Origin of the sequence: Rhizobium sp. LjRoot258 (assembly GCF_964254185.1) — a bacterium.
GTDB lineage: Bacteria > Pseudomonadota > Alphaproteobacteria > Rhizobiales > Rhizobiaceae > Rhizobium.
Genome location: NZ_CAXUST020000001.1, coordinates 326574 through 342631 on the forward strand (window position 1 = coordinate 326574; position 16058 = coordinate 342631).

Below are 16058 nucleotides of genomic sequence, written 5' to 3' on the forward strand. Positions count from 1 at the left end.
CTCTCGGAAAGAGGTTTTAGTTCGAATTGCCGCGCGATGAAATCCGCAATCTGACTAAAACTTGTCGCGCAGTGCAAACCAGGAGAGCGCCAGGAAAAGCAGCGGAGCACGCATGGCCGCACCCCCTGGAAAAGCTGGAATATCCAGCGACTTGAAGAGCTCCAAATCCGCCGATCGTCCAAGCACTGCTTCAGCATAGAGCTTTCCGCAATAATTGGACAGCATCACGCCATGCCCGGAATAGCCGCCGATGGACGTCACTCCAGGCATGACTTCGCGCACGAAGGGCTGCCGCGGCATAGTGATGCCGACCGAGCCCCCCCAGGCGTGCGTGATCTCGATATCCCGCAGCGCCGGGTAGATCTCAGCAATCTGTCGGCGGATGTGCTGCGTCATGTCGCGCGGGTTATCGGCCGTATAGGCTTCCCGGCCGCCGAAGAGCAGCCGCCCGTCCCTGGACTTGCGGAAGTAGCGCACGACGAAGCGTGAGTCGGCCACGGCTTCACCACCGGACAGTAGCTCCGGATAGCGGTCGAGCGGAGCGGTGGCGCCGATGAAGGAGCGAATGGGCATCACGTGGCTTGCCGTCACCGGCTCGAGATTGCCGATGTAGCCGTCGCAGGCAATCAGCGCCCTGTCGGCGGTGATCGTGCCCCTCGGCGTCTCGATCATCACCTTGCCGCTGGTCTGACGAATCGCTGTCGCCTTCGTCATCTCGAAAACTTGCGCGCCGGCATTGGCCGCAACGCGGGAAAGGCCGATCAGCAGTTTCAGTGGGTGGATATGGCCCGTGCCGGTGTCGCGAACGCCGCAATAGTAGCGCGTCGAGCCAAGCCGTTCCTGGGTTTCGGCTTTGTCCATGAAGCGCACATGCGGGTAGTTATAGCGCATAGCCGCGATCTCGGCGTTTTCGTAGTAGTCCGGCTTGTAGCTCTCCTTGTGCGCCACGTTCATCTGCCCCGGCATGTAGTCCATGTCGATCTGATGGTCGGAGGCAAAATCCATGAGATGTTGTTTGGCGGCTTCGGCGAGATCGAACAACGCGCGCGAACGCTCGTAGCCGATCTGTTCCTCAAGCTCTTCCGGCCACCAGCGCTGTCCGGTGCCGAGCTGGCCGCCATTGCGCCCGGAAGCGCCGTCGCCAAACCGGCACGCCTCGATGAGAACCACCGAGACGCCAGACTTGGCAAGGTTGTAGGCCGCCTGCAGCCCGGTATAGCCGCCGCCGACGATCGCGACGTCACAGGTCTTCGAGCCGTCGATTTCGGGGTAAGTCGGCCGCTCGCCGACTGTTGCTTGATACCACGAAATGCCGGGCGCAATGGGGCTCTGCCATCTCTCTTGCGTTGTCATGACGGAGCCCTTCTTACACGTTCAGCAGAAGGAATTCGCGCTCCCAGGGACTGATCACCTGCATGAAGGTCTCGAACTCTCCGCGCTTCACGCCGGCATAGATGCCGAGGAACTCCTTGCCGAATATTTCCTCGAAAGCTTCCTCGTCTTCCATCAGCGCGACTGCTTCCAGAAGACCACGCGGCAGATCGATCGAGCCTTCGTTCGCCGTATCCTCCGTCGGCGCGGTCGGCTCGATGCCCTTCATGATGCCGAGCAGGCCCGAGGCGAGCGACGCGGCGAGCGCGAGATAAGGATTGGCGTCCGAACTCGGCAGGCGGTTTTCGACACGCCTTGCCTGCGGATCAGATACCGGCACGCGGAAAGCCGTCGTCCGGTTGTCGTAGCCCCAGGCATTGTTGACGGGCGCGGACATATCGGGCGTCAGCCGGCGATAGGAGTTCACGTAAGGTGCCAGCATCACCATGGAACTCGGCACGTATTTCTGCAGGCCGCCGATGAAGTGGAAAAATTCGCGCGATGCAGAGCCGTCGGGATTGGAGAAGATGTTCTTGCCGGTTTCCTGGTTCACGACCGATTGGTGGATGTGCATGGCCGAACCCGGCTGCCCCTGCATCGGCTTGGCCATGAAGGTCGCGTAGATGCCGTGCTTCATCGCGGCTTCGCGGATCGTGCGCTTGAACAGGAAGACCTGGTCGGCAAGCTCTATAGGGTTGCCGTGGCGCAGATTGATTTCCATCTGCGCCGGTCCTTCCTCGTGGATCAGCGTATCGATCTCGAGGCCCTGCTTTTCCGAGAAGTGGTAGATGTCGTCGATCAGTTCGTCGAACTCGTTGATGCCGGCGATCGAATAGCCCTGACCGCCGAGGATCGCGCGGCCGGAGCGGCCCTTCGGCGGATGCAGCGGATAGTCCGGGTCGTCGTTCTTGGCAACGAGATAAAACTCGATCTCAGGCGCGACGATCGGCTTCCAGCCGCGGTCGCCGTAAAGCTTCAGTACGCGCTTAAGAACGTTGCGAGGCGTGTAGGGAACCTCTTCACCATCCGAACTAACGATGTCGCAGATCACCTGCGCCGTCGGATCGGTTTCCCAGGGAACGACCGAAAGCGTCGAGAGATCCGGAACCAGCTTCAGGTCGCTGTCGCGCGGCTCGTAGCGGAAGCTTTCCGTCTCATCCGGATACTCGCCGGAGATGGTATGACGGTAGATCGCCGAGGGCAGGGCAAGCGAGGTGTTCGAGGTGAATTTGGAGCTCGGCATCATCTTGCCACGCGGCACGCCGGCAAGGTCCGGGGTGATGCATTCGATGTCTTCGATGCCACGCGCCCGCAAGAACTGCGCTGCTTCCTTCCAGTTTGTCACGCCACGCTGGTGTCCGGGGTCCGGGGGTGTCTTCTTCGAGGCAGGTACGTTTCTGGCAGGCTTCAGCGTCGTCTTTTTTGGGGACATGACACACCGGTTTGCGTTGATCGTGAAGGCATCATAGCTGGAGTTTGGCAATTGGCGAGGGGGCGGGCACGTTGACTTTCGCCTCTTGATGGAAAAAGAAGACGCCTTTCGACAAGGGAAGTTGTTTTGCAGCGAAACAGCGATGTGATCGTCATCGGCGCAGGCGCCGCCGGCATGATGTGCGCCATTCGCGCCGCCCAGCGCGGCCGCACCGTCATTGTTCTGGACCATGCGAAATCGCCGGGCGAAAAGATCCGCATCTCCGGCGGCGGCCGCTGCAACTTCACCAACATAAACACCGGTCCGAAGAGCTTCCTCTCCGCCAACCCGCATTTCTGCAAATCGGCCCTGGCGCGGTTTACGCCGTCGGATCTCATCGCCATGGTCGATCGCCACCGGATCGCCTGGCACGAAAAGACGCTTGGTCAATTGTTCTGCGACGACAGCGCCAAGGACATCATCCGCATGCTGCTCGACGAGATGCAAGCCGCTGGTGCCGCCCTGCATCTGCGCACGGAGATCTTCGACGTTGAGAAGAGCGGCGAAGGCTTCCGCATCTTCACGTCGGAGGGCGCTTACGAATGCCGCTCGCTGGTCATGGCGACCGGCGGCAAGTCGATTCCGAAGATGGGAGCGACCGGCTTTGCCTATCGCGTCGCCGAGCAGTTCGGCCTTCCCGTGGTGGAGACGCGGCCCGGCCTCGTACCGCTCACCGTGGATCAAACCACGCTCGAAAGCCTTTCGGAACTATCGGGCATTTCCGCGCCTGCCGAAATCCGCCACGGCAAGACCGCATTCCGCGAAGCCCTGCTTTTCACGCACCGCGGTCTCAGCGGCCCGGCGATCCTGCAGATCTCCTCCTATTGGCGTGAGGGCGATGACATTGCCGTCGATATCGAGCCTGATATCGATCTATTGGAACACCTGAAGGCCGCGAAAAAGGCGAATGGCCGGCAATCCGCGCAGACCGCACTGGCCGAGATTCTGCCGAAGCGGCTGGCGCAATACCTGACAGAGCGGGAAGGCATCGCGGGTCACATGGCCGATCTTCCCGACAAGGTTTTGCTGCGCCTGGTCGACGCCGTGCAGAACTGGAAGATCAAGCCGTCGGGCTCGGAGGGTTATCGGACGGCCGAAGTGACGCTCGGCGGCATCGATACGGCCGCACTCGATTCCCGTACCATGGCGGCGAAGGGCGTCCCGGGTCTCTATTTCATCGGCGAATGCGTCGATGTGACCGGCTGGCTCGGCGGCTATAATTTCCAGTGGGCCTGGGCTTCCGGCTTCGTTGCCGGTGAATCTTTGTAGGCACGAAACAACCCGCTCGATTCAAGAGTTCTTAAGGAGGGTGCGCCATCCTGCCTCAATGACGGATGGAAAAGCACTTCCTAAATAGAGCTTTACCAACAAGTCGTTTTGTTGGATTGTTATGCCAGAGATGAAGTGAGGTTCTGCAGATGAACAAGAACACTCGACGCGCCCGCGCCATTGCAATCGCTCAAGCCAAGCCGGACAACAAGCTCGTCGCCGTACGCTATTTTGCCATCTCTGCCAGTGCACTGGCCGCCGTAGTCGCTCTCCTCCTTGCGCGTTTGTTCTGACATTCGCGATCTATAGGTCAGTATGAGGCGGCCCGGCCATCTCGCGGATAAATCGATTTGAACGCGGCTGTCCGTCATTTGCGCTTATCCGAAAATTAAGACATCCTCTGCAAAACTCACGCGATGATTTTTGGGCGCTTCCGTGTTGGCGTGAGGCGAGCTGGCAATGACTGCCGCCCGGACCTCGTGTCCGGGATTCCAATAGTTCCAATAAAGCAGCTCGATGCACTCGGTCGGCGCCCCGCCAGGCGGCCGGCGGGAGGAGTGGTGTATGGAAGGCCGGAACCGCCATGTTGATTGATAAGATTCTTTCCCGTTTCAAGATCAAGACCAAGGTCCTGATCTTTGTATTGCCCTTCGTCGTGAGCATCTCTGCTGTTGGCCTGACGGGCCTATATGCTTCCGGCTTGCTGCAGGGGCGTATGGAAATCTCCAACAGCGTCCTCCAGTCGCTGAGCGGGTTCAAGGATCTCTACGGCTCCATGGACGACTTCCTGCAGATCACCAGCCAGGAAGCACGTGACAAGCTTTATGGGGACATCAAGACACAGCAAAGCACGCTGAACGCCACGCTCAAGCAGATCGGTGACAATGGCGGCCGCGACAACCTTGTGGCCGCGACAGACGGCACTTCGGGGATCGCCGACACCGTGAGCAAGCTCTGGACCCTGCATGAGCAGGAGCTCGCTCTCCGCAAGTCGATCGACGACGCGCAGAAGGTGATGATCACAAGCCGCTTCAACGTGAACTACGATGCACAGCAGCTTGAAGAAAACATCCGCAAGGACGAAGGCAACGCCACGGCAACGCTGCGCGCCGCCGATCGCCTGCTGAAGGGTGGCGATACACTTGCTACCGTCATGAGCGACTTCAACAAGGCCCAGTTGCCGGCCGACAAGCTGAAGGTCGTCACCGACGCCATTCCTGCGATTACGAAGGCACAGCGGCTGATCGAGATTTCTGTGCCGCAGAACCAGAAGAGCATGACGCAGTCGCTGTCGCAGACGATCAGCGACGTGAAGGCGCAGGCAACTGCCGCCGACGCCGGCACCGATGAAGCGATCGCCAATCTCGGGCGGCTTGTCTCCCGCTTCCGTCAGATGTCGACCTACACGCAGCTGACAGCAACGCAGATGATGCGCGAGGCGACCACCACGTTCGTCGCGCTTGATAGCCGCATCGCCCAGACGAACTCAGTTCTCGAGGATACGCGTCGTTTGGAGAGCGCAATCTATTCACTGCAGCTCGTCTTGGGTGAATTCGCTGCCAAGCCGGGCAAGGAAAACCGCGTGCGCCTGCATCAGGAGATCGCGACGCTCGGCACCAACCTGAACACGCTGCTCGCCAGCGCGAAGGGTATGAACTTCGCGGAAGATATCGTCGCGGCCATGTCTCCGGCTCTTGCCTCGATGGACAAGGACGCCCAGGGCCTCGTCGATACGATTAACCAGCGCGTTGCCGACTACGCATCCGCCCGCCAGCAGCTCGATGCCGTCTGGGGTCAGCTGACGACCTTTGCCGAACTGCAGAAGCAGAGCGCGGGCGCCGAGCGCACGCAGGCGAACGGCATTTCGGTACTGACGACCGGCCTTGGCATTCTGGTTTCGATCATCGGTGGTATCGCCCTGGTTCTGACGCTGCAGCGTCCGATCGGCCAAATCACCGCCGCGATGCGTCGCATTGCCGACGGCGCGCTCGATACCAACATCTCGGGCGATCAACGCCATGATGAAATCGGCGACATTGCTCGCGCGCTCGGCATCTTCAAGGAGAATGCGATCTCCAAGATCCGCATCGAGGAACAGAGCGATGAAGAGCGCGCCGCAGCCGAGCATGAGCGCCATCGCAACGATGCCGAGAAGCGGGAGATGGATCGCCAGATCGAGTTTGCGGTCAATGCGCTTGCCTCCGGTCTCGAGCGGATGTCGCAGGGTGACATTTCGACAACGATTGATACGCCGTTCATCGGGCGTCTCGAGCAGCTCCGCCAGGACTTCAACGGTTCGATGATGCGTCTCCAGGCCACCATGAGCCAGATCCGCGACAACGTCGAGATGATCCAGGGCAACGGCAACCAGATGGCTCAGTCCGCCGAAGATCTCTCCAAGCGTACCGAGCAGCAGGCCGCGTCGCTCGAAGAGACCGCCGCCGCGGTTGAACAGATCACGGTGACGGTCCGCTCCTCCGCGGAGCGTGCCAAGGACGCCGATCAGATCGTCCGCCAGGCCAAGCGCAGCGCCGACGACTCGGCAGTGGTCGTCAGCAATGCCATCGATGCGATGGGCCGTATCGAGGATGCATCCCGCCAGATCGAGCAGATCATCGGCGTCATCGACGAGATCGCATTCCAAACCAATCTGCTGGCATTGAACGCCGGCATCGAAGCGGCGCGCGCCGGTGAAGCCGGCAAGGGCTTTGCTGTCGTCGCCATGGAGGTGCGTGAACTTGCGCAGCGCTCCGCCGCCGCCGCACAGGAGATCAAGGGCCTCATCAACAAGTCGACGACAGAGGTCAGCTCCGGCTCGCAGTTCGTGCAGGAGACCGGCACGGTGCTCGCAAAGATCAGCGCCCAGATCGTCACGATCAGCCAGCACGTCGAGACGATCGCGCGTGCAAGCCACGACCAATCGAGCGCGCTGCAGGAGGTCAATGCGACCGTCAACCAGATGGATCAGATGACGCAGCAGAATGCCGCGATGGTCGAAGAGACCACAGCCGCGAGCCGCGAGCTTGCAACAGAAGCGGATCTGCTCCGGCGACTGATCCAGCAGTTCAAGATCGACGGCGACACGCAGGGCACGATCTATCGCGCCGCATAAGACGATCAAAAGCCATCGCCGAGCAAGGCCCCGTTCACAACGACGGGGTCTTTTTGTTTTCCGCGTTCCGCGCCCTGGCGACGGCCGGAGTGGGGCCTAATTTCAATTTTTTGACGATTGTCAACATTTTGAAGATTTTCTTTAAATTTTTCGAATTAGCCTGCGAGGCTCATGTCTCGGGGGATATCTATGCTGCGCCTGTTCTCGGCTTCCATCGTTCGCCAGATCGTTGCCATCACGCTCGTACTACTCACCTTCAGCACCGCGGCGATCGTCTGTGTCACCTACTACAATCTGAGCGCTTATGTGATGACGAGCGCCGTGTCGGACGCCAAGGATGCGAGCCGGACAATGGCCGTCCTCTATGGCGCCAGCGATCCGGCGGTGAAGATCGAGGTCAGCAACAACGAGCTCGCCGGCGTAACGGAAGAGAAGCTTCCCTCGCTCGGCGATCATGTTCTGGTCGATCGCACCGCGCAGTCGATTGCAGGGGTTGCCACCGTATTTGAACGCCAGGGCAGCGACTACGTCCGCGTTTCGACGAACGTGAAGAAGGAGAACGGCGACCGCGCCGTTGGCACCAAGCTCGCCGCGGACCACCCCGCGCAGGCGGTATTGGCCAAGGGGCAAGCCTATTACGGCCCGGCAGAGCTGTTCGGTCGGAAGTTCATGACAGGTTATTTCCCGGTCAAGAACGCGACCGGTTCAAACGTCGGCATCCTCTTCATCGGCATCCCGATGGAAGTCTACTACAACAGTCTGCAGCAGCTGCTGACACTGGTGGCCGGCGCTGGTGTGGCGGTATTGCTCCTCGTCGGCTTGATCGCTTACTTCGCCATCCGGGCGTCCGTAAGGCCGCTGGAAGCGCTGACCGCTACCATCCATAGGATCTCTGCCGGACATCTCGATGGGCCAATCCCCTGTGTGGAGAAGCAGAACGAGTTCGGCGCGATCGGACGTGCTCTGGCTCTCTTCCGGGATAACGCCCGCGCTCGCCAGTCATTGGAAACGCAGGCGGCCGAACAGCGGCAGCTCAGCGACGACGAGCGCGCCCGCAACGATGCCGAGAAGCGCGCGCTCGACGGTCAGATTGACTTCGCCGTCAATCAGCTCGCGGCCGGGTTGGGGCGTCTGGCGCAGGGCGATGTCTCTCAGACGATCCAGACGCCGTTCGTCGGTCGCCTGGAGCAGCTTCGCGTCGATTTCAATGCGTCGCTCGTCCGCCTGCAGGAAACGCTGGCCCGCATTCGTGACAACACCGCTTCGATCCAGAGCAATTCCGGCGCCATGCTGGCTTCCGCCAACGAGCTTTCGAAGCGCACGGAAGCACAGGCTGCCAATCTCGAGGAAACTGCCGCCGCCGTCGAGGAAATCACCGTAACAGTCAAATCCTCTGCGGTGCGTGCGCGCGAGGCGAACGATGCCGTATCCGTGACGAAGAAGAACGCCGATGGCTCCGGCGCCGTGGTCAGCGACGCGGTCGCGGCGATGGACCGTATCGAGGAGGCCTCGAAGCAGATCGAACAAATCATCGAAGTCATCGATGAGATCGCGTTTCAGACGAACCTTCTGGCGTTGAACGCCGGCATCGAGGCGGCGCGGGCCGGTGAGGCAGGCAAGGGCTTCGCCGTCGTTGCGCAGGAGGTGCGCGAGCTTGCGCAGCGCTCCGCAGACGCCGCGCGCGAAATCAAGGGCCTGATCGAGAAGTCGACGCGGGAAGTCATGACCGGGTCCGGCCTCGTGCAGAAGACCGGCTCGGTGCTCGCCGCGATCAGCCAGGAGATCATCGCGATCAGCAGTCACGTCGAAACGATCGCAACGGCAAGCCAAGATCAATCGGCCGCTCTGCAGGAGGTCAATGGGGCCGTCAATGCGATGGACCAGATGACGCAACAGAACGCCGCGATGGTCGAGGAAACGACCGAGGCGAGCCGCCAGCTTGCCAATGAGGCCGATGCCTTGATGGCGCTGGTTCAGCAGTTCCGCTTCGAAGCCACTCCCGATTATGAGCGGGCGAGGCACGCGGCCTGATCGCTGCACTCGGATCGGCAGGACTTCGCTGTTCGGGAGCGAAGCGTTTTGGCGCTTAGACGGGGAGCCGTGAGGAGGGTCGCAAAGCGGACCAAGCGGGAGCTGCCGACGCTCTCGTAGAATTCCTTTTCGGCTCTTGGCGTATGCTTGTCGCGGCTTTCGTTCAGCAGATCTGCAATCTGTGCGATGGCGATTAGAGTAATCATGGCGATGTCCTTCTCTCTTGGGCATCGCTTTCGTTATTCCTCAACATATGCTTTATAAACGCGAATTATCTCACTATGTTTTTTGCCAATGAAAAACATGCAGTGGGACTCTTTTCAGCTTTTTCTTCAGGTAGCTCGGTTTGGTGGGCTGACCGGTGCCAGCGCATCGAGCGGGCTGAGCCCCGCTACGATCGGCCGTCGCATGCTCGATCTGGAACACGAGATCGGCAAGGCTCTCTTTGTTCGCAGTCAGACGGGCTACAGCCTCACCGTCGACGGCCAGGTGCTTTTGGATCATCTGCAGGACATGGAGGCGGTGGCGCGCAAGGTCGATGCCTGGTGGCAGGCCGGCAGCGTCGGCGCAACGGTGAGGATCGCCGCCGGCACTTGGATCGCATGGCTTCTGACGGAGAATTTCGCGGCGGTGCGCAGGCCCGGCGATGCCTTCGCCGTCTCGTTGACCATCGGTGAAGCGCGCGCCAATCTCAACTACAGGGAAAGCGACATCGGTATCCGCGCCTTCGAACCGGAGGAAGGCAATCTTGCCGCGCGCCTGCTCGGCGAGGTGGCTTATGCGGTCTATACGAAGCGCAATGCCGACGGAACCGATGAGCGCTGGGTGGCCGTCGCCGAAGAGGATGCCATCTCGAACTACCTCCGCTGGCCGCATCGCAACGCAGCCGGCTCGATCGTTGCGACCGTCAACCGGCCGCGCTCGCTGCCGGAGCTGGTGAGGGCGGGGGCCGGCAAGGCGGTGTTGCCGTGCTTCGTGGGCGACCTCGATCCCGAACTGCAGCGCCTCGGCGTTGAGCTGCCGGAGTTGCGCCACCGGCAGTGGATCGTCATGAACAACGAAGATCGGCATCGACCGGAAATCCGGACCGTTGCCGATCGAATGACGAAGTTGCTGAAGAGCTATGTCGATCTCTTTGCGGGCAAGCGCCCCAGCCGAAGCTGAGGGCGCCGACGGAACCTGTTCAGTTGCGCCCCGCGACGATGACGGGGATCAAAAGGTCTCCCCAGTTCCCGTCGCCGCCATGGTGTCTTGCCGAGCGGACAAGCTCGACCGATACGCCGGCATCGACCGCCTTCATGACCGACTGGTTCAGCCGGTGCAGGTCGTTGGCCAGCATGCGGATCGTCGTCTGCTGATCCGGCGTCATGCAGGTGGACTGTTCTTCAGCGCGTTCCTTGACGCGTGCAAGCGTAGGCATGGCATTCTCCTCCTTGGTGCAATCATTCTGCTGCTGGTTTGAACTGTGCGTGTTCGGTGGAGCCCTTCATCGCCGTGGTCGACGAACGTCCGCCGGTGATGGCCATCGAAACGGCATCGAAGTAACCGGTGCCGACCTCGCGCTGATGCTTGGTCGCGGTGTAGCCGTTGATCTCGGCCGCGAACTCGGCCTCCTGCAGTTCGGAATAGGCGGCCATCTGTCGCTCCTTGTAGCCTCGGGCGAGCTCGTACATGCCGAAGTTCAACTGGTGGAATCCGGCAAGTGTGATGAACTGGAACTTGTAGCCCATCGCACCGAGTTCGCGCTGGAACTTGGCAATCGTCGCGTCGTCCAGGTTTTTCTTCCAGTTGAACGACGGTGAGCAATTGTAGGCGAGCAGTTTGCCAGGATGCACCTTGTGCACGCCTTCGGCAAAGCGGCGGGCTTGCTCCAGATCCGGCTTTGAGGTTTCACACCAGATGAGATCGCAGTGCGGCGCATAGGCGACGGCGCGAGCGATACAGGGCTCGAGCCCATTGCGAACCTGATAGAAGCCTTCGACCGTGCGGCCGGCATCATAATCGACAAAGGGCTGGTCGCGTTCGTCGATATCAGACGTCAGCAGCTTGGCTGCCTCCGCGTCCGTGCGGGCGATGACGAGCGTTGGGACCCCCATCACATCTGCGGCGAGACGAGCCGCGTCGAGATTGCGGATATGTGCCGCAGTCGGGATCAGAACCTTGCCGCCAAGGTGGCCGCACTTCTTCTCCGACGCCAGCTGATCCTCGAAGTGAACCCCGGCCACACCCGCTTCGATATAGGCCTTCATGATCTCGAAGGCGTTCAACGGGCCGCCAAAGCCTGCCTCCGCATCGGCGACGATCGGTGCAAACCAGGTCTCGACCGACAGGCCGTTCTGCTCGGACGTTTCGATCTGATCGGCGCGCTGCAAGGTCCGGTTGATTCGCTTGGCGAGTTCCGGGCCGGCGTTTGCCGGGTAGAGCGATTGATCCGGATACATGGCCGAGGCGGTATTGCTATCGGCGGCAACCTGCCAGCCCGAGAGGTAGATTGCCTTCAATCCGGCCCGGACCATCTGCATCGCCTGATTGCCCGAAAGCGCGCCGAGCGCGTTGACGAAATCATCCTGATGTAGAAGTTGCCACAGCCGCTTGGCGCCCATTTCCGCAAGCGTGTAACGCAGTTCCACGGAGCCACGCAGCCGCCGGACGTCGTCGATCGAGTAAGGCCGCTCGATTCCGTAGAAGCGCCCTGTGGGGACGTCTCGGTGCAGCTTGTCAAATTCTGTCATGTCATGCTCCTTGCATATTGTGTGGTCGGTTTGGATGATTGACAGAATTTACAAAACGCAGAAAAAGACCAGAGATATCTATGGAAATTTGGTCAGAAACGAGTTACGATGCAAAACCGTGACAAAGGTATTCTGTAAATTTGTAAATTATTGTAAATTTCCGTCCGCGGAGTTTTGTAAAGGGTTGTCACATGGCGGAGCGCAAGATTTTTGCGGGACCGAAGGTCCGGCGCATTCGCAACGGCCTCGGCTTGACGCAGTCTGCGATGGCCGAGGAGCTTGGCATCTCTCCTTCCTATCTCAATCTCATCGAGCGGAACCAGCGGCCGCTCACGGTGCAACTGCTCCTGAAGCTGTCGTCGGTCTACAAGGTCGATTTGGAGGAGCTGAGGGATGAGAGCGGCGGCAGCCTCAATCAGCTAAGGGAGATTTTCGCGGATCCGCTCCTGGCCGGCGAACTTCCCGGCGATCAGGAGCTCGTGGAGGTGGCAGAGGCTGCGCCGAACGCGGCAAGCGGCATCATCAAACTTTACCGCGCCTATAGCGAGCAGGCGGCTCGCCTGTCGGACCTGACGTCGCTGACAGCGGGAGCAGGACAGATCCCGCTCGCCGGTGCGCGGCTTCCGGCCGACGAGGTCCGCGATGTCCTGGAGCGGCGCTCGGCCTACTTCCCCGCGCTGGAAGATGCGGCAGAGGCTTTCTCAGCACGTTTTGCCGAGACGCGCGATCTCCCGGCCGCCTTCAGGGAGTGGCTGCGGGCGGAGCGCGGCATCAGCGTGCGCGTCCTCCCGGTGCACGTCATGCCGGATCTGCGCCGTCGCTTCGATCGGCACTCGATGCGGCTCTTCGTTTCCGAACGCCTGTCGCCAGCCGATCAGGCGCACGAAATCGCCATCGAGGTTGCAACGCTTGCATTGCGTGATCCGATCCTGGCGGAACTCGATGGTCTGGCATTGTCGACGCCTGAGGCGAAGCGGATAGCGCGCTTCGAACTCTGTCGTTACGGCGCGCTGGCCCTTGCCATGCCTTGTGCGCCCTTTCTCGCTGCTGCCCAGGGCAGCCGATACGATGTCGATATCCTTCGCGCCCGCTTCGGCGTTTCCTATGCGCAGGCGGCAACCCGGCTGGTCATGCTGCAGCGACCCGGCGCATCTGGCATTCCGTTCTTCATGATTGAAATCGATGCCGCCGGTCACCGGCTGCGGCGCGCCGGAGCTCAAGGGTTCCCGCATTCGCGTTTCGGTGGCGGCTGTCCTAAGCTGAACATTCATGCCGCCTTTCTGCAGCCGGGCCAGATTCTTGCCGAAACGGTCGAAATGCCAGATGGCGCCAGCTATCTCACAGTCTCCCGGACGCTTGAGGGACCGAGCGCCGCGTTCGGCGAGCGCGTCAGGCGCACGGCCTTGCTAATAGGCTGTGAAACTGCTGCCGGCGAAGCGTCGGTCTACGGCCAGGCTGCAGCCGCCCAGCAGCCGGTCGCCATCGGACCTGCTTGCCGACTTTGCGAGCGGCGCGGTTGCCTTGCGCGCGCCGAGCCGCCTGTCACACGACCATTGGGGCTCGATGAGGTGGTTGCAGGTCTCAGCAGCTTCGATTTTCAATGACTGTGAAATGATTGAGACCGCTGGTTTTTGCGCTTGTCGGCTCCCGAAAACCTTTCTAGTCTGCCTGAAAAACCAGAGGGCAGGGCGTCCGCGGAAGCGGCGCCGAACAAGAAGAAGACAGGAGATATCATGAGGTCAACAATCGCAAGACTTGCAGCAGGCGCCGTTGTATTCGCGTTCGCCGCTGCGCCGTCCCTTGCGCAGGAGCGTGTGGTCAACGTCTACAACTGGTCGGATTACATCGACAGCTCCATCCTCGAGGACTTCACCAAGGAAACCGGCATCAAGGTCATCTACGACACCTTCGATTCCAACGAGACGGTTGAAACCAAGCTGCTTGCCGGCGGCACCGGCTACGATGTGGTCGTGCCGAGCGGCGACTTCCTGCAGCGCCAGATCCAGGCCGGCGTCTTCCAGAAACTCGACAAATCCAAGCTGCCGAACCTCTCCAATATGTGGGATATGATCCAGCAGCGCACCGCCATGTACGACCCCGGTAACGAATACGCGGTGGACTACATGTGGGGCACCAACGGGATAGGCTACAACAAGAAGAAGCTCGCCGAAATCCTCGGACCAGACGCAAAGGAACCGGGCCTTGAAGCAATCTTCGATCCGAAGGTTGCTGAAAAGTTCAAGGATTGCGGCATCTATGTCCTCGATGCACCGAAGGACGTCATGCCGTCGGCCTTGACCTATATCGGACTTGACCCCAATTCGAGCAAGCCGGCCGATCTGCAGAAGGCCGGCGAACTGCTGGAAAAGGTACGGCCCTTCGTTCGCAAGTTCCATTCCTCGGAATATATCAACGCCTTGGCGAACGGCGACATCTGCATCGCGTTCGGTTACTCCGGCGACATCTTCCAGGCGGCCAACCGTGCGACCGAAGCCAAGAACGGCGTGGAGATCGGCTATTCCATTCCGTCACAGGGCGCGCAGATGTGGTTCGACATGATGGCAATCCCTGCTGATGCCAAGCATGTTGCTGAGGCGCATGAATTCCTCAACTACATGATGAAGCCGGAAGTCATCGCTAAGGCCAGCAACTACGTCTACTATGCCAACGGCAACAAGGCGTCGCAGCAGTTCATCGACAAGGCAGTTTTCGAAGACCCGTCGGTCTATCCGAGCGAGGACGTGATGAAGAAGCTCTATAGCGTCACTCCATGGGATCCGAAAACGCAACGCACCGCGACCCGGATCTGGACGAAAGTCGTCACCGGCCAGTAATTAAAATCAGGCCCGGTCGGCAACGTCCGGGCCTTTTCTTGCGCCGATCGCAGGGGAACGTCGGCTTCCAAAATAATACTTCGGGGCACAATATGAAGTCACTCGGCAATATCCGCCGCTCCTTTGCACCGTGGGCAGACCCTGCGTCGAAGCCCTTCATCTCCTTCAACAACGTCACGAAGCGGTTCGGCGATTTCACGGCCGTCGATGACCTGTCGCTGAATATCTATCACCGCGAGTTCTTTGCCTTGCTGGGAGCCTCGGGCTGCGGAAAATCCACGCTGCTGCGCATGCTCGCAGGGTTCGAGCAGCCGAGCTCTGGCGAAATCGTCCTCGACGGTACCGACCTCGCCGGAACACCGCCTTACAAGCGGCCGGTCAACATGATGTTCCAGTCCTATGCGCTCTTTCCCCATATGACCGTCGAGAAGAACATCGCCTTCGGTCTGCGCCAGGATGGCATGCCGAAGGAGGAGATCGCCGAGCGCGTCCTGCAGATGCTCAAGATGGTGAAGCTGGACAAGTTCGCCGCGCGCAAGCCGAACCAGCTATCCGGCGGCCAGCGCCAGCGCGTGGCTCTGGCGCGTTCGCTCGCCAAGCGGCCGAAGGTTCTGCTCCTCGACGAGCCACTCGGCGCGCTCGACAAGAAGCTGCGCGAGGAAACGCAGTTCGAGCTCATGGATCTGCAGCAAAACCTCGGCCTGACCTTCGTCGTCGTGACCCACGACCAGGAAGAAGCGATGACGATGGCCGACCGTATCGCCGTCATGAGCCATGGCAAGGTCGTTCAGGTGGCAACGCCGGCCGAGATCTACGAAGCGCCGAACTCCCGCTTTGTCGCGGATTTCATCGGCGACGTGAACATCTTCGACGGCAAGGTCGCCAGTGCGAATGACAGCACCGTCGAGATCTCAGTCGATGAGGATTTCTCGATCAGTGTCATCACCCCCGAAAAGCCGCTGATGGGCTCGTCGGTCGGTTTTGCGATCCGCCCGGAAAAGCTGAAAGTCTCACGCAAGCCGCCGGCCAATCCGAAGGTGAACGCGGCATCCGGGGAGTTGTGGGACATTGGCTATCTCGGCGACATGACCGTCTTTCACGTGAAGCTGAAGAGCGGCAAGGTGGTGAAAGCCTCGCTCCTGAACGCGCGGCGCGCTGTCGACGATCCGTTCACCTACGACCAGGAAGTCTGGATCACCTTCGCCGAGGATGCCGGCGTCCTCCTCAAGGATTGAACC

The 16058-nt window shown here is 60.5% G+C and carries 12 protein-coding genes; 8 read left to right on the top strand and 4 right to left on the bottom strand.

Annotated features, from left to right (window positions below):
- Positions 1-54: 54 nt before the first annotated feature.
- Both ACSQ9D_RS01640 and ACSQ9D_RS01645 read right to left on the bottom strand, forming a co-directional pair.
- Positions 55-1353, bottom strand: a complete 1299-nt coding sequence (locus ACSQ9D_RS01640; RefSeq protein ID WP_436280893.1) for an NAD(P)/FAD-dependent oxidoreductase — start codon at positions 1351-1353, stop codon at positions 55-57.
- 13 nt (positions 1354-1366) lie between these two features.
- Positions 1367-2803, bottom strand: coding sequence for a glutamine synthetase family protein (locus tag ACSQ9D_RS01645; protein WP_436280894.1), 1437 nt, complete (start codon positions 2801-2803; stop codon positions 1367-1369).
- A gap of 126 nt (positions 2804-2929) precedes the next feature.
- Here ACSQ9D_RS01645 and ACSQ9D_RS01650 point away from each other — a divergent pair, with 126 nt between their 5' ends.
- The 5 genes from ACSQ9D_RS01650 to ACSQ9D_RS01670 all read left to right on the top strand — a co-directional run bounded on the left by ACSQ9D_RS01650 (position 2930) and on the right by ACSQ9D_RS01670 (position 10418).
- Positions 2930-4111 carry an NAD(P)/FAD-dependent oxidoreductase gene (locus ACSQ9D_RS01650; protein WP_436280895.1) on the top strand — a complete coding sequence of 394 codons (1182 nt, stop codon included), beginning with the start codon at positions 2930-2932 and terminating at the stop codon, positions 4109-4111.
- Positions 4112-4260: 149 nt separating this feature from the next.
- Entirely contained in the window at positions 4261-4404 is a 144-nt protein-coding gene (locus tag ACSQ9D_RS01655; RefSeq protein WP_197065892.1) for a hypothetical protein, read from the top strand.
- 290 nt (positions 4405-4694) lie between these two features.
- Positions 4695-7223: a methyl-accepting chemotaxis protein gene (locus ACSQ9D_RS01660; RefSeq protein ID WP_436280896.1), complete on the top strand. Its 2529-nt coding sequence runs from the start codon at positions 4695-4697 to the stop codon at positions 7221-7223.
- Between the two features lie 189 nt (positions 7224-7412).
- A complete protein-coding gene (locus ACSQ9D_RS01665; protein WP_436280897.1) occupies positions 7413-9254 on the top strand; it encodes a methyl-accepting chemotaxis protein in 1842 nt (613 codons plus the stop codon).
- Positions 9255-9548: 294 nt separating this feature from the next.
- Complete coding sequence (locus ACSQ9D_RS01670; protein WP_436280898.1) at positions 9549-10418, top strand: LysR family transcriptional regulator; 870 nt, start codon at positions 9549-9551, stop codon at positions 10416-10418.
- 19 nt (positions 10419-10437) lie between these two features.
- Here ACSQ9D_RS01670 and ACSQ9D_RS01675 read toward each other — a convergent pair whose 3' ends face one another.
- Positions 10438-10674, bottom strand: a complete 237-nt coding sequence (locus ACSQ9D_RS01675) for an SMc00767 family acetate metabolism repressor (RefSeq protein WP_007530190.1) — start codon at positions 10672-10674, stop codon at positions 10438-10440.
- A gap of 22 nt (positions 10675-10696) precedes the next feature.
- Entirely contained in the window at positions 10697-11986 is a 1290-nt protein-coding gene (gene aceA / locus ACSQ9D_RS01680) for an isocitrate lyase (RefSeq protein ID WP_436280899.1), read from the bottom strand.
- A gap of 191 nt (positions 11987-12177) precedes the next feature.
- Between aceA and ACSQ9D_RS01685 the strand changes: the two genes are divergently transcribed.
- From ACSQ9D_RS01685 to ACSQ9D_RS01695, 3 genes are all read left to right on the top strand, one after another.
- Entirely contained in the window at positions 12178-13590 is a 1413-nt protein-coding gene (locus tag ACSQ9D_RS01685; protein WP_436280900.1) for a helix-turn-helix domain-containing protein, read from the top strand.
- Positions 13591-13719: 129 nt separating this feature from the next.
- Positions 13720-14820: a polyamine ABC transporter substrate-binding protein gene (locus tag ACSQ9D_RS01690; protein ID WP_368515904.1), complete on the top strand. Its 1101-nt coding sequence runs from the start codon at positions 13720-13722 to the stop codon at positions 14818-14820.
- 92 nt (positions 14821-14912) lie between these two features.
- A complete protein-coding gene (locus ACSQ9D_RS01695; RefSeq protein WP_436280901.1) occupies positions 14913-16055 on the top strand; it encodes an ABC transporter ATP-binding protein in 1143 nt (380 codons plus the stop codon).
- Positions 16056-16058 lie beyond the last annotated feature (3 nt).